Genomic DNA, 14,551 nt, shown 5'->3' on the forward strand with positions numbered 1-14,551 from the left:
TATGGCTGGAAAATCGATTTTTGATAAGCTGTGGGAAAGGCATCTGATAACTGGTGAAGAAGGCCAACCCCAGCTTATGTATGTGGATCAGCATTATATTCATGAAGTAACCAGCCCTCAGGCTTTTCAAGGTCTTCGAGATGCAGGGCGCAAAGTTAGACGGCCGGACTTGACCTTTGGAACCTTTGACCATAATGTTCCTACGGTCAATATCTATGATATTCGGGATGTGATTTCCAAGGCACAGATTGATAAACTTTCTGAGAATGTCAAAGATTTTGGCATCGAGCATGCGGCTCACGGATCGGAACTGCAGGGGATTGTTCATATGGTTGGACCCGAAACGGGCAAGACTCAGCCGGGCAAATTCATCGTCTGTGGCGATAGTCACACGGCCACTCACGGAGCTTTTGGAGCTATTGCTTTTGGAATCGGTACTTCGGAGGTAGAGCACGTCTTTGCCACGCAGACCATTTGGCAGGTCAAGCCTAAGAAAATGTTGGTCAAATTTACCGGAGTGCCACCTAAAGGTGTCTATTCTAAGGACTTTATCCTAGCTCTGATTGCCCAATATGGTGTGGCTGCAGGTGTCGGTCATGTGGTCGAGTATGCTGGTGATGCGATTGAGCATCTGACCATGGAAGAGCGCATGACCATCTGCAATATGTCTATAGAGTTTGGCTCAAAGATAGGCATTATGAACCCTGACCAGAAGACCTATGATTACGTTAAAGGGCGTCCGGGAGCTCCCAAGGATTTTGAGACGGCAGTAGCTGATTGGAAGACTCTAGTCAGTGATCCTGATGCTGTCTATGATAAGGTCATTGAGATTGATGTCTCCCAGCTAGCACCTATGGTAACTTGGGGAACCAATCCTTCTATGGGAGTAGAGTTCGGCGCGGCTTTCCCAGAAATTCGCGATATGAACGACGAGCGGGCCTACAATTACATGGACCTCTCTCCGGGTAAGAAAGCAGAAGATATTGACCTAGGTTATATCTTTATCGGATCCTGTACCAATGCCAGACTCAGCGATTTGCAGCTGGCAGCTAAGTTTGTCGCTGGCAAGCATATCGCCCCCAATCTGACAGCTATCGTCGTACCAGGCTCTCGTCCGGTCAAGCGGGCTGCTGAAAAGATGGGACTGGATAAAATTTTCATGGATGCAGGCTTTGAGTGGCGTGATCCAGGTTGCTCCATGTGCCTGGGGATGAATCCAGACAAGGTACCAGATGGAGTTCACTGTGCCTCTACTAGTAATCGGAACTTTGAGGATCGTCAGGGATTTGGTGCTAAGACCCATCTTTGCAGTCCAGCCATGGCAGCAGCGGCAGCCATTGCCGGGCGCTTTGTAGATGTCCGCCAGCTACCGGAGGTCCAGTAAGGAAGTTTTATGGAAAAATTTACAATCTATACGGGGACAACGGTTCCCCTCATGAACGATAATATTGATACGGACCAAATTTTACCCAAGCAGTTTCTCAAGTTGATTGACAAAAAAGGCTTTGGCAAGTATCTCATGTACGCATGGCGCTATCTGGACAATCAGTACACTGAAGATCCTGATTTCGTCTTTAACAGACCGGAGTACCGTAAGGCGACTATTCTGATATCAGGGGATAATTTCGGAGCGGGTTCCTCTCGCGAGCACGCTGCCTGGGCCTTGGCTGACTATGGCTTCAAGGTAGTCATTGCTGGATCTTTCGGGGATATTCACTATAACAATGAGCTTAATAACGGTATGCTGCCGATCGTCCAGCCATTGGAAGTCCGACAAGCCTTGGCTAACCTGAAGCCGACAGATGAAGTGACGGTGGATTTGGAGCAACAGAAGATTTTTTCGCCGGTTGGAGAATTCTCCTTTGACATTGATGGAGAATGGAAGCACAAGCTCCTCAACGGTCTGGATGATATCGGCATTACGCTGCAGTATGAGGATTTGATTGCGGAATATGAAAAAAATCGTCCATCTTATTGGCAGTAACCATATTTTTGCTATATTGAGAAAATTCTGAAAAAACCTTGTCTCCGATAAAAATATATGGTAAAATAAATCTTAATTTAATAGAAAAGGAAGAAACTTATGACAAAACACATTCAATGGAACGGACAGCTTTCACAAGAAGGTTATGACATCTTGAAAGGCGACGGCGGCTGTATCGTTTGCCCGACCAAGGTGGGGTACATCATTATGACCAGCGATAAGGCAGGTTTGGAGCGTAAGTTCGAAGCTAAGTCTCGTAACCGTAATAAGCCAGGTGTTGTTCTCTGTGGCAGTATGAATGAGCTCCGTGCTTTGGCTCAGCTAAATCCGGAAATTGAAGCTTTTTATCAAAAGCATTGGGATGAAGACATCCTCTTGGGCTGTATCCTTCCATGGAAGCCAGAAGCATTTGAAAAGCTTAAAGCCTATGGTGACGGTCGGGAAGAGCTGATGACAGATGTTCGTGGCACTAGCTGTTTTGTTATTAAGTTTGGTAAGGCAGGCGAGCAGCTGGCAGCTAAGCTTTGGGAAGAAGGCAAGATGGTCTATGCATCCTCAGCTAACCCATCCGGTAAAGGAAACCGTGGCAAGGTTGAAGGAATTGGCGAGCGCATCGAAAATGCTGTTGATTTGGTCATTGAAGCAGATGACTATGTAGCCTCTATCCAGCCAGACAAGACCATTGAAACTCGCTACGAGCAAGGTGTTATGGTCTCCATGGTGGACAAGGATGGAAAACTAATTCCAGAACAAGGTGGTCAACGTTCCATCTCACCAGCGCCTGTGGTTATCCGCAAAGGCTTGGATATCGATAAAATCATGATGCACCTGTCCGATACTTTCAACTCATGGGATTACCGTCAGGGTGAATATTACTAAGATAAAAAAATAAGCTCAGTGTGTGGGGGGATATTTCCTCTTTACACTGGGCTTTTTTGCTTATAATTTCTTTTATTTTTCCTATAATTATGCTATGATAAAGAAAAAATATATTATCCTTTTAAAATTAGGATTTTTAATTCTTATATCATAATGTAGAGCGCTATCTATATTGTTTTCGCAGCAACGCAAAGGATTAGAAAATGAATATAAGATTTTAAAGGACAGGTTAAAAAGTTGGAGGATTTTTATGGAAAATAAAGTAGATTACTGGATGATAGTAGCCGGAAGTGGTGGAAGCTTATGGGAGCTTTTTAAAAAAGAGAAGATTGCGTGCATTGATTTTAGTTCTGATCTAGGAAGTCTTTTAGACTATACGAGTCCAGAAGATTTAAATCAAGGAACTAGACAAAATCAGTTTATCTGGCAATTTGCTCATGATATAAAGGTAAATGATTATATTATTGCAACTTCTGGATTTGATAGAATTTTTGGTATTGGGCGATGTGTAGAAAGTTATTATTATGATGATAGAAAGCAAAAATTTAGACATTGTATTGGAGTTGATTGGTTAAAAGCAGATGGTGAGTGGAGATATCAAAATAAAAAAGGAGCTAGGCAGACTGTAAATTGGGATAGATCTACCGAGCGTATTAATTTATATAAATCTATTTTGAATGGCACGTATGAAAAAAAGAAAGAAACATCTGTTATGAATAAAAATATAAATAATTATATAGAAAAACTAGAAAAATCCAAAAACCTCATCCTCCGTGGTGCTCCTGGTACGGGGAAAACTTATCTTGCCAGACAAATTGCTAATATGTTGACCGGAGGAAATGAGGAACAAATTGATTTTGTACAATTCCATCCCTCTTATGACTATACAGATTTTGTAGAGGGGTTGCGACCTGTTTCTAATGATAATAGCCAGATAAGTTTTGAGTTACAAGATGGAATTTTTAAGAAGTTTTGTCAGAAAGCTAACGAAGCTCAAAAAACAGGAGGACAAGATAATTTTGATGAAGCTTGGAATGCCTATCTTGAATATGTAAATAATAGAGATGAAAAAGAGCGTTTGACAGATTTTTCTTATCTTACTGTTAATAGCCGGAATAATTTTAATGTCAATTATGAGAGCAAAAGTCAAGGGACAGTCTTGACTAAATCCTATGTCTATGAACTCTATAAAGATGAAAATTATTTAAAACAGACTTATTATCGTAGTCAGGGAAAAAAAGTTCTTGAAACGTTAAGAAAAAAGTTTGGTCTAAAAGACTATATTTTTCCAACAGAGATTGATACGGATAAAAACTTCGTATTCATCATCGATGAAATCAATCGTGGTGAGATTTCTAAGATTTTTGGCGAACTTTTTTTCTCCATTGATCCGGGCTATCGTGGTAAGGATGGAGAGGTTTCGACCCAATATGCTAATTTGCATGAAACTAATGAGAAGTTTTATATTCCTGAAAATGTCTACATCATCGGAACAATGAATGATATTGACCGCTCGGTGGATACCTTTGATTTTGCCATGCGCCGTCGTTTCCGTTTTGTAGAAATCACGGCTGAAAGTCAGCTGGGAATGCTTGATAAACTTCTTGGAGATGGTGCTGAAGAAGCGAAAATTCGTCTAAGAAACTTGAATGCTGCCATAGAAAAAGTAGAAGAGCTCAATAGTCATTACCATGTTGGACCAAGTTATTTCCTTAAGTTGCAGGATGTAGACTTTGACTATGAATTGCTCTGGTCTGATTATATTAAGCCGCTTCTAGAAGACTACTTGCGAGGTTCTTATGAAGAAGTTGAAACTTTGGAAACTTTGAAAAAGGCATTTGATAAGACAAGCAATGAGCAAACCAATCAGTCAATAACTGATAACAATGAAGGCGTTGAGAATGATAATGAGGATTACTGATAATCAGCAATTTATAAAAAAAGAGGATTTTGTTGAAATCTACCCAAAAATTAGTCAGGTACTTTTAGATAGAACTTTAGAAAGCCTTTCTCAAGAGGATAGTATTTTCATTTTCCCAAATGACTTGAAAAATATTTCTGACTTGGACAAGGACCATAAAATTTTTGAAACTGTAAATCAGAACATTAAAACAGGAAATGTGATTGGTTTTCTGGGTTACGGTCAGGAAAGATTAACGATTTCCTCTCGTTTTTCAAATGCTAATAACGACTATTTTTTACATTATCTCTTGCAGAAGGTCCTAAATATCAATCTCACTAACTTGGATGTTGGTTTATCTAGCGAAGATAAACTCTATCAACTATTGGTTTACCTCTTTCCAAAATATCTGCAAGCGGCTTTGAGAAAAGGGCTTTATAAGGAATACCAGAGGTTTTTCCATAATGATAGCCATGTAAAGGGAGCGATTGATGTAGGAAATCATCTTAAGAAAAATGTTCCTTTTATAGGAAATATTTCCTACACTACTAGAGAGTTTGCTTATGATAATCCATTGATGCAGCTGATTCGACACACTATTGAGTATATTAAGAATCAGAAAATAATTGGAAGTGGAGTATTTGATGCTAATCGTGAAAATGTAACAGAAATCATTCGTGTGACTCCGTCTTATAAACTAGCTGATCGTGTTAAGATTATCAGACTAAATCAAACTAAACCTGTCCGTCATGCCTATTTTCGAGAATATAGAAAATTACAGGAACTCTGTCTGTTGATTATGAATAGAGAAAAGCACGGTTTAGGACTTCAAGAGCAAAAAATACACGGTGTTCTCTTTGATGTAGCTTGGCTTTGGGAAGAGTATGTCCAGACATTGTTGCCAGAAGGTTTTATCCACCCACGAAACAAAGAAAAGACGGATGGCATTTCTGTATTTAGCAGTCATGTTCGAAAAATTTATCCAGACTTCTATCATAAAGATTTAAAAATCGTACTAGATGCCAAATATAAAAAGCTAGAATTTACTGAAAAAGGAATCAATCGTGAGGATTTATATCAACTGATTTCCTATACATACATTTTAGAAGCTAAAACAGCCGGTCTTATTTTCCCAAGCGTGGAGAAGGTTGTTGATAACGACATAGGTAAATTATCAGGTTACGGGGCGCTCTTGAAAAAGTGGTCCATTCTTATTCCTCAAGAATCTGAAAGTTATGACCATTTTGTTCAACAGATACATCAATCGGAAACAATAAATTTTAGATTTTAAAGCAGGTTGAACCTGCTTTTTTTCTTTACCCAGTTTAAAATTATTTCCAAATAGAACAAAATTCTTGCCAGATGAAACTGCAAGTGTTACAATAAATAAAAAATCAATTCGATATAGAAATGAATTGGAGAAATCATGAAAGATAGTCATTTAGTAGCCCACCACATTCGTTTGTTGAATGGGCGGATTTTTCAAAAGTTACTGAGTCAAGATCCAGAAGCTCTTTATCGCAGTGAACAGGGCAAGATTCTCACAGTTTTATGGAATAGTGAAACGGGCTGTGCGACGGCGACAGACATTGCGCTGGCGACGGGACTTGCCAATAATACGCTGACGACTATGCTGAAAAAGTTGGAAGAGCAGGGCTTGGTGACCTTTAGTCAGTGTGGTTTAGACAAGCGAAAAAAATATGTCAAGTTGACGGAGCAAGGTTGGTCTCAGAAAGAAGTTGGCCATCGTGTCAGTCAAAAATTGGATGCTATTTTTTATAAAGGCTTCTCAGAGGAAGAAATTCGCCAGTTTGAAAGTTATCAGGAACGCATCTTAGCGAATTTAAAAGAAAAAGAGGCATAAATCATGTCAAAACAAGTTGAAAATGCACAAAATTTATACATTTCAAAACAAGTTGAAAATGCACAAAATTTATACATTCATGCCATTCAAGATGGGCGCGTTGCCGAGGCTCAAGCTCAGTCTGTAGGGGATACCTACATTCAACACTCGACAGGTGTGCCAGATGGGAAAGAAGGGTTTGCGGCTTTCTTTGCAAATTTCTTTGAGCGCCATCCCGAGCGTGAGATGAAGATTGTTCGCACCATTGAAGACGGCAATCTAGTCTTCGTCCATGTTCATCAATATCTCAATGGCGGGGAAGCTCAATGGGTGACGACGGATACTTTCCGTGCGGATGAGAATGGCCGTATCGTGGAGCATTGGGATGTCATTGACTACTATCGTGTTCCAGAAAATGGACAGTTAGATCAGATCTTTGGAGATTTTGAAATTATGGATTTGGACAAGACAGTAGCAAATAAAAAAACCGTTCGTCGTTTCTTGACAGAAATCTTTCAAAACGGCGAACTAGAGCAGTGGGATGATTATGTGGCAGAAGATTTGATTCAGCATAATCATGAGATTGGTCAAGGAAGTCAGGCTTTTAAAAACTATGTTGCAGAGCACGGGGTTACTTTTGACTTTGTTTTCCAGCTTCTGGGACAAGGAAACTATGTGGTTAGCTATGGACAGACTCAGATAGATGGGGTGGCTTATGCCCAGTATGACATCTTCCGTTTAGAGAATGGATTGATTGTAGAGCATTGGGACAATAAAGAAGTCATGCCTAAGGTAGAAGACTTGACCAATCGAGGGAAGTTTTAAAATGAGGACAAAGAATGATTGAATATAAAAATGTAGCGCTACGCTATACAGAAAAGGATGTCTTGAGAGATGTCAACCTACAGATTGAGGATGGTGAATTTATGGTTTTAGTGGGTCCTTCTGGGTCTGGTAAGACAACCATGCTCAAGATGATCAACCGTCTTTTAGAGCCAACAGATGGCAACATCTATATGGATGGCAAGCGCATCAAAGACTATGATGAGCGTGAGCTACGCCTTTCCACAGGCTATGTCTTACAAGCGATTGCCCTCTTTCCAAATCTAACGGTGGCTGAAAATATTGCTCTCATTCCTGAAATGAAAGGATGGAGCAAGGCAGAGATTCAGCAGAAGACCAATGAATTGCTGAAGCTAGTAGGCTTGCCTGCTGAAGACTATGCTCAGCGTATTCCGAGTGAGCTGTCTGGTGGTGAGCAGCAGCGGGTGGGCATTGTCCGCGCCATTATCGCTCAACCCAAAATCCTGCTGATGGACGAGCCTTTTTCAGCTCTTGATGCTATCTCACGTAAGCAATTGCAGAGCTTGACCAAGAGTATCCATGACCAGTTTGGGATGACAACAATCTTTGTGACCCATGATACGGATGAGGCCTTGAAATTGGGCAATCGGATTGCTGTTCTGCAGGATGGGGAGATTCGTCAAGTGGCGACACCTGAGGAAATCCTATCTGCACCTGCGACCAGCTTCGTAGCAGATTTATTTGGAGGTGTTCAACATGGCTAATTTGTTTTCTACCTTTCAGGAGCGCTTTGACGAATGGTTGGCAGCCTTAGGGCAACATCTCCAGCTATCTCTTCTGACCTTATTAGTGGCCATCTTCCTGACCATTCCGCTCGCTATCTATCTTCATAGTCACAAAAAGGCAGCCAATTGGGTGCTGCAAATTGCAGGAATCTTTCAAACCATTCCTTCAATGGCCTTGTTGGGACTCTTTATCCCTCTTATGGGGATTGGCACACTGCCGGCACTGACTGCTCTGGTGATTTACGCTATTTTCCCGATTTTAGAAAATACTGTCACGGCTTTGAATGGGATTGATCCTAGTTTAGAAGAAGCTGGAATCGCCTTTGGGATGACCAAGTGGGAGCGACTCAAGAAGTTTGAACTGCCTCTAGCTATGCCCGTCATCGTGTCAGGAGTTCGGACAGCAACGGTTATGATTATCGGAACAGCAACTCTAGCGGCCCTTGTCGGAGCTGGTGGACTAGGTTCCTTTATCCTTCTAGGAATTGACCGTCGCAATGCCAGTCTGATCTTGATTGGGGCAATTTCATCTGCAGTTTTGGCAATTCTTTTCAACAGTCTCCTTAAATGTATGGAAAAGGCTAAGCTTCGGACAGTATTTACAGCTTTTGCGGTCTTAATCCTCGGCCTCGGCGCTTCTTACACACCGAGTCTCTTTCCCAAGCAGGAGAAGGAGCATCTGGTTATTGCTGGGAAATTAGGTCCAGAGCCAGAAATTCTCATGAATATGTATAAACTCCTCATCGAGGAAAATACTGATATGACTGTGACAGTCAAGCCTAATTTTGGGAAGACTGACTTCCTTTATCAAGCTCTGAAAAAAGGTGATGTTGATATCTATCCTGAGTTTACCGGTACGATTACTGGAACTCTCTTGCAGCCTGCTCCAAAGGTCAGCAATGATGCTGAAGAAGTTTTTGAAGCAGCGCGTGATGGAATCAAAAAACAAGACAATCTAGTCTTGCTCAATCACATGGCTTATCAAAATACATATGCCATCGCAGTACCTAAGAGTGTCGCCAAAGAATACAATCTTAAAACCATCTCTGATCTTAAAGCAGTCCAAGATAAGCTCAAGGCAGGGTTTACCTTGGAATTTAACGACCGTGAAGATGGAAACAAGGGACTTCAATCTGTCTATGGCCTGAATCTCAATGTGTCAACCATGGAACCAGCCCTTCGCTATGATGCAATTAAATCAGGTGATATCCAGATTATGGAAGTTTACTCAACTGACCCTGAAATTGAGCGCTATCAACTTCAGATTTTAGAAGACGATAATCACCTTTTCCCTCCTTATCAAGGGGCACCTCTCCTGAAAGCTGAACTGCTAGAAAAACACCCTGAGTTGGAAGGTATTCTCAATAAGCTGGCTGGTAAAATTACGGAAGACCAGATGAGCCAGATGAATTATCAAGTTGGCATCGAAGGTAAAAAAGCGGAAGCTGTTGCGCGTGATTATCTGGTAAAGGAAGGACTTTTAAAAAAATAATAAGTAAAAAAGTTAGACTTGTAAGGTCTAGCTTTTTTGCTTACTTGAGGATAGATAGACTACGGATTGAAGGAGATGTGTTTATCTCTTAGTCAGGAAATCTTCATTCATTTCTGGTATAATAAAGTAACAATTCATGGAGGTGTTCCGATGGCATCTAGTCAAGAATATTTGGATTTTATTCTGAAGCAGCTGCAGGGCTTAGGCCAAGAAATTAGCTTTCGCAAGATGATGGGAGAGTATTTGCTCTATTATCGGGGGCGCTTACTTGGCGGGATTTATGACAATCGCTTGTTGCTTAAGTCAGTCCAGCCAGCCCTGGATTTTTTTGAAAATCCGGTTTATGAGTTTCCTTATCCAGGCGCAAAGCCAATGCTTCATATAAAAGAAGTAGAAGATGCTGCCTTTCTCTGTAATTTGATTGAAGCTGCCTATCCTGCCTTACCAGCACCAAAAAAGAAAAAATAGTCTTTCCTTTACAATGGATATTCTAAAAAGTTGCCGTTTGAATAGACATTTTTTAAATTTTCCTTTATAATGGACTTAAAGGAGGTTTGGTATGCTTTATATTGCTCTTATTGGAGATTTAATTGAATCCAAACAGCTGAAAAATCGTAAGCAGGCCCAGAAGGACCTGCAGGACATGATGGCGGTGCTAAATCAGGATTATCAGGATTATCTGGTGTCACCTTTCACGGTAACGACTGGAGATGAGTTTCAGGCTTTGCTGCGACCTAATCCAGAGATTATGCAGCTCCTTGATCAGATTGCCTTGGGCTTTCCTCATCCGATTCGCTTTGGACTTGGTCTGGGGGAGATTGTGACGGATATCAATCGGGAGCAGAGTATTGGTGCGGACGGTCCGGCCTACTGGAGGGCGCGTGCAGCCATTGAGGCTATTCATGAGAAGAACGACTACGGCAGCAGCCGTATAGCTGTATCCTTGGGAGATGAAGAGCTCAGTCAGTCGGTCAATACGGTGTTGGCAGCTACTTCATTTATTCAGAGCAAGTGGAATAACAGTCAGAGAGAAGTTCTGGAGCGGATGCTCATGGAATATATCTATGACGAGAATTTTTCTCATGGGGAAATAGCAGAGCTGCTGCAGATTAGTCCCAGTGCGCTTAGTAAGCGGCTCAAGTCGTCTGGTCTGAAGATCTATCTGAGAAATCGCCGTTTAGCTATGAGAATGATTCTACAGGCGGCAAAGGAGGCTGAAGAATGACAAATTTTATGGGATTTTCAGAATTTTTCATGCAGAATCCGATTCTTGTATTGACTTTGCTGGCTCATGTACTAGCTGATTTTCAGCTTCAAAGTCAGAAAATGGCCGACCTTAAAAGCCGACGGTTAAATTTTTTGATTCTTCACTTGGGAATTGTTCTATTACCCTTGTTGCTCTTGGGTCTTATCTTACCTAATTATCTGCTATATTTCGCCTTGGTCTGGCTCAGCCATGCGCTTATTGACTTCTTGAAGTATAGGCTGAATTCATTGATTGTCCGGCATCATGCTCAAAAGTTTGCCTTTATACTGGATCAGGTCTTGCATCTGATTAGCATTTTTGCTCTTTATTTTCTCTTAGGTCAACAGCAAATTCCAGCTCCTAATTGGCTGTCTGAGCGTTATCTCATGCTGCAGGCTCTCTTTTTCTTCGCACTTACTGGTAAGCCGGTCAATATCCTTTTTAAACTCTTCTTCAGCAAGTATCAGGCGGGGGAAGACAGCGGAGAGACTATTGCGGGGGCTGGTGCCATGATTGGGATTTTGGAGCGCTTGATTATGGGACTTTCCCTTATTTTCGGGCAGTTTACTGCGATTGGGCTAGTTTTTACAGCTAAGTCTATCGCCCGCTATAATAAGATTTCAGAAAGCCAGTCCTTTGCTGAATACTACCTGATTGGCTCGCTTTTCAGTATGATTGCAGTCTTGTTGGTTTACGGCTGTCTGTATTGGTAAAAATAAATAAAAAAAACAGATCATCATAGCGATGGTCTGTTTTTGTGTTCTTATTTGTAACCCTACTCAATCATAGTATTGACAGCAGTGCCTGTTTGGTAGTCAATCTCTGCATTTGGGGAGACATTGTCCAAGAGGACATGAGACATTCCGTCTTCATCTATTGTTTCCTTGCCCCCTAGCTGGATGCTGACAACATTGCCTTCTGCATCAAGCCCGACATACTGGATCTCAATCTTGCGAGGAAGAAGCTCATTGTCCGTGTAAATCGGAGTAACCTTGTAATCCAGCCAGTAATCTGGATTTTCCTCCAACCAGCGCTCCAAGCGATGTTCATAATAGAGCATGCTATCTGGGTTATTGTCATCCAGTCCTTGGAAACTGCCAGAGTTGAGCCAAGCGGTCATCGGAACGAGGTTTTTCCCTTCGTTATTGAGGCCGCTGAAAGTGAAGCCAATCAGATGAGCGCGATTCATGAGCCAAGACCGATCATCTCCATTACCGTAGTAAAATTTGTAATTGTGCCAACCGATGGGATTGTAAGTGACCTTGGTCTCCTTTTTCTTTTTGGCTTTGTGTTGCTCCTGCATTTGTACATGAGCAGCAGTAGCCCGACCGTATTTGTCCTTTTTCCCAAGCTTTAGCTGATACTCCCCATTCAACTCCAGAGTCCCGATAGCTGTTTCATCGCTATGGTTAAGCAGCTGGACCTTAATCTGGTTCTTCTGATTAGCAGCAACATTTTCTGCAGGAAGAGCCTGTGAAAGTAACAACAAAGAGCCGGCTGACAGGACAAGCCAAGTGCCAAACCTAAACTTTTTCATAAAGAACTCCTTTTAAATAATATATCTCCGACATCATTCTACTAAAAAATAGATTGTTTGACAACTAAAACTTTTTAAAAATGTTACAAAAATAAATATCTGTTCAATAAGTGCGAGGTTTGACTAGGATGTGTATTTTTCCTATAATCATAACTAGAGAAAACGCTTGTATAAATTACCTAAGGAGGTGCTTATGAGTCCATCTTTAGAGGAAATGTCACTAGAGGAGCTGTGGCAGCTTTTTCCGATTTTTTTAAGAGAGCATCAGGATGAGTGGAAAGATTGGTATGAGGAGGAACGGCTTCAACTCTTGAGTTTTTTGCCAGAACATCAGATCGTTCGTCTTAGCCATATTGGCTCAACATCGGTAAAGACCATCTGGGCTAAGCCTATAGTGGATATTTTACTGGAAATTCCTAAAGAAACAGATATGACGGTAACGAGAGACTTGTTGCTGCAAAATGGTTATCTGCTCATGTCAGAAAGCCAAGGGCGGATGTCATTCAATAAAGGCTACACACCGAGTGGTTTTGCCGAGCGGGTTTTCCATCTGCATCTGCGCTATGAGGGTGATCATGATGAACTTTACTTTAGAGACTATTTACAGGAGCACCCTGCTGTAGCTAAAGACTATGAAAAACTTAAGCTATCCTTGTGGGAGCAATATGAGCACAATCGTGATGCCTATACCGACTCCAAGACGGATTTTATCAAGAAATTCACCAAGGAAGCTCAAAGGCTTTATGACAGAAGATATGAGAGGGAAGTCCTATGATTTATCTTGTGATAATAGCCATTCTGATTATTCTTATTTTTCCTTACTTAATTTACCAATCTAAGAAACCATCAGGTTTTGTCGGCTTATGGATGATGAAATTGTGGAATCGTGCCTATTTACCTATGGTTGTCTGGTCGGTCAATCAGCTAGATCATAAGAAGCCATTTCATGCTATTTTGGATGTTGGAGTTGGAAATGGAGCATCCTCAAAATATTTGAAAAAACACTTTCCTAATAGCCAAGTGTTGGGGATTGATATTTCCACTACAGCCATTAGAGAAGCTGAAAAATTTGCTGGGCCTGGACTAGCATTTGAGGTGAAAAATGTTGAGAATACAAATCTTCCGGTTGAGGAATTTGATTTGATTACAGCATTTCAGACCCATTTTCATTGGTCAGATTTAACTCAAGCTTTTTTGGAATTAAAGAGAATTCTCAAGCCTGATGGAATCATCTTACTGGCATGTGAATGGAGCAAATTAGCTTACTACCTACCAGACTTTAGAAAGCAAGAAAAACTGGAGCATTATTTGTCTAATTTGGACTTACATCTCATCGATAGCCAAAGAAATGGTCAATGGATTCTTTATAAAATTAAGAAAAAATAAGGAGGTATCCTATGAAACAATTATTTTTATGTTCATATTTTGCGGGAGTCAAGGACTTGTTCAGACAATATGCGTCTGAAAAGCAATTGGGCAATCAGGTACTTTTTATCCCGACGGCTGGAAATGTAGAAGACTATAGGGGTTATATTGACGAAGCCCTGCAAACCTTTGAGGACTTGGGATTTCAAGTAGAAGTCTTGGATATTTCAGCTTGTGATAGAGAAACAGCTCAGGCCAAAATTTTCCAAAGCAAACTCCTCTATGTCTCTGGCGGCAATACCTTTTACCTTTTGCAAGAACTTAAGAAAAAGCAACTTCTGTCCTTGATAAAAGAGCAGATTGCGGATGGCATGGTTTATGTGGGTGAATCTGCTGGTGCTATCATCACAGCCAAAGACATTGACTATAATAAGATTATGGACGATAAGGCGGTTGCTAAGGAACTGAATGATACAGAGGCACTAAACGAGGTGGATTTTTATGTCCTGCCTCATGTTGGCGAAGAACCCTTTGTCGAAAGCGCTCAGGCAACTCTGGATACATACAGCGACCAGCTGAATCTGCTTCCCCTCAATAATCGCCAAGCTGTGCTTGTGGAGGGTGAAGAAGTGAAGGTTTTGGAGGAGAATAAGTAAGCAGGGTATATTTTCTAGTGGACCTACTCGAGAAACTCTAATAAGAGGAATGAGTGCAAT

General features: G+C 41.2%; 16 protein-coding genes. 15 read left to right on the plus strand and 1 reads right to left on the minus strand.

All coding sequences use genetic code 11. From position 1 onward, the window contains the following. The first annotated feature begins 1 nt into the window (after position 1). The 12 genes from leuC (at position 2) to PCY71_RS00760 (ending at position 11,646) form a co-directional block, all read left to right on the plus strand. Complete coding sequence (gene leuC / locus PCY71_RS00705) at positions 2–1,384, plus strand: 3-isopropylmalate dehydratase large subunit (RefSeq protein WP_301412364.1); 1,383 nt, start codon at positions 2–4, stop codon at positions 1,382–1,384. Between the two features lie 9 nt (positions 1,385–1,393). After that, a complete protein-coding gene (gene leuD / locus PCY71_RS00710) occupies positions 1,394–1,984 on the plus strand; it encodes a 3-isopropylmalate dehydratase small subunit (protein WP_148876990.1) in 591 nt (196 codons plus the stop codon). 99 nt (positions 1,985–2,083) lie between these two features. Further along, positions 2,084–2,863 (plus strand): L-threonylcarbamoyladenylate synthase, encoded by a 780-nt coding sequence (locus PCY71_RS00715; protein ID WP_301412365.1) that lies wholly within the window; start codon positions 2,084–2,086, stop codon positions 2,861–2,863. A gap of 250 nt (positions 2,864–3,113) precedes the next feature. Next, positions 3,114–4,784, plus strand: a complete 1,671-nt coding sequence (locus tag PCY71_RS00720; RefSeq protein WP_301412366.1) for an AAA family ATPase — start codon at positions 3,114–3,116, stop codon at positions 4,782–4,784. Further along, positions 4,771–6,054 carry an McrC family protein gene (locus tag PCY71_RS00725; RefSeq protein ID WP_301412452.1) on the plus strand — a complete coding sequence of 428 codons (1,284 nt, stop codon included), beginning with the start codon at positions 4,771–4,773 and terminating at the stop codon, positions 6,052–6,054. Before PCY71_RS00720 ends, PCY71_RS00725 begins: the two co-directional genes overlap by 14 nt. A 135-nt stretch (positions 6,055–6,189) precedes the next feature. Then, positions 6,190–6,627, plus strand: coding sequence for a MarR family winged helix-turn-helix transcriptional regulator (locus PCY71_RS00730; protein ID WP_301412367.1), 438 nt, complete (start codon positions 6,190–6,192; stop codon positions 6,625–6,627). Positions 6,628–6,666: 39 nt separating this feature from the next. After that, entirely contained in the window at positions 6,667–7,431 is a 765-nt protein-coding gene (locus PCY71_RS00735) for a nuclear transport factor 2 family protein (RefSeq protein WP_004187200.1), read from the plus strand. 14 nt (positions 7,432–7,445) lie between these two features. Further along, the gene (locus PCY71_RS00740; RefSeq protein WP_301412368.1) at positions 7,446–8,174 is read left to right on the plus strand and encodes an ABC transporter ATP-binding protein; all 729 of its coding nucleotides are present in this window, start codon (positions 7,446–7,448) and stop codon (positions 8,172–8,174) included. Then, positions 8,167–9,687 carry an ABC transporter permease/substrate-binding protein gene (locus PCY71_RS00745; RefSeq protein ID WP_301412369.1) on the plus strand — a complete coding sequence of 507 codons (1,521 nt, stop codon included), beginning with the start codon at positions 8,167–8,169 and terminating at the stop codon, positions 9,685–9,687. The genes PCY71_RS00740 and PCY71_RS00745 overlap by 8 nt, the downstream gene beginning before the upstream one ends. Before the next feature lie 150 nt (positions 9,688–9,837). After that, a complete protein-coding gene (locus tag PCY71_RS00750) occupies positions 9,838–10,155 on the plus strand; it encodes a competence protein TfoX (protein WP_060976812.1) in 318 nt (105 codons plus the stop codon). A 91-nt stretch (positions 10,156–10,246) separates the two neighbouring features. Continuing rightward, positions 10,247–10,912 carry a SatD family protein gene (locus tag PCY71_RS00755; RefSeq protein WP_301412370.1) on the plus strand — a complete coding sequence of 222 codons (666 nt, stop codon included), beginning with the start codon at positions 10,247–10,249 and terminating at the stop codon, positions 10,910–10,912. Continuing rightward, positions 10,909–11,646 carry a DUF3307 domain-containing protein gene (locus PCY71_RS00760; protein WP_125337324.1) on the plus strand — a complete coding sequence of 246 codons (738 nt, stop codon included), beginning with the start codon at positions 10,909–10,911 and terminating at the stop codon, positions 11,644–11,646. Before PCY71_RS00755 ends, PCY71_RS00760 begins: the two co-directional genes overlap by 4 nt. Before the next feature lie 62 nt (positions 11,647–11,708). Here the strand turns inward: PCY71_RS00760 and PCY71_RS00765 are convergent, their stop codons facing one another. Continuing rightward, positions 11,709–12,470 carry a DNA/RNA non-specific endonuclease gene (locus PCY71_RS00765; RefSeq protein ID WP_301412371.1) on the minus strand — a complete coding sequence of 254 codons (762 nt, stop codon included), beginning with the start codon at positions 12,468–12,470 and terminating at the stop codon, positions 11,709–11,711. Between the two features lie 193 nt (positions 12,471–12,663). Here PCY71_RS00765 and PCY71_RS00770 point away from each other — a divergent pair, with 193 nt between their 5' ends. Genes PCY71_RS00770 through PCY71_RS00780 form a run of 3 tightly spaced genes read left to right on the plus strand, consistent with a single transcriptional unit; the run spans position 12,664 to position 14,491 of the window. After that, on the plus strand, positions 12,664–13,245 hold the full coding sequence (locus PCY71_RS00770; RefSeq protein WP_301412372.1) for a GrpB family protein: 582 nt from the start codon (positions 12,664–12,666) through the stop codon (positions 13,243–13,245). Further along, positions 13,242–13,856 (plus strand): class I SAM-dependent methyltransferase, encoded by a 615-nt coding sequence (locus tag PCY71_RS00775; RefSeq protein ID WP_301412373.1) that lies wholly within the window; start codon positions 13,242–13,244, stop codon positions 13,854–13,856. Before PCY71_RS00770 ends, PCY71_RS00775 begins: the two co-directional genes overlap by 4 nt. Before the next feature lie 11 nt (positions 13,857–13,867). Then, complete coding sequence (locus PCY71_RS00780; RefSeq protein WP_301412374.1) at positions 13,868–14,491, plus strand: Type 1 glutamine amidotransferase-like domain-containing protein; 624 nt, start codon at positions 13,868–13,870, stop codon at positions 14,489–14,491. Positions 14,492–14,551: the final 60 nt, after the last annotated feature.

It is taken from the genome of Streptococcus sp. SN3 (genome assembly GCF_030439905.1).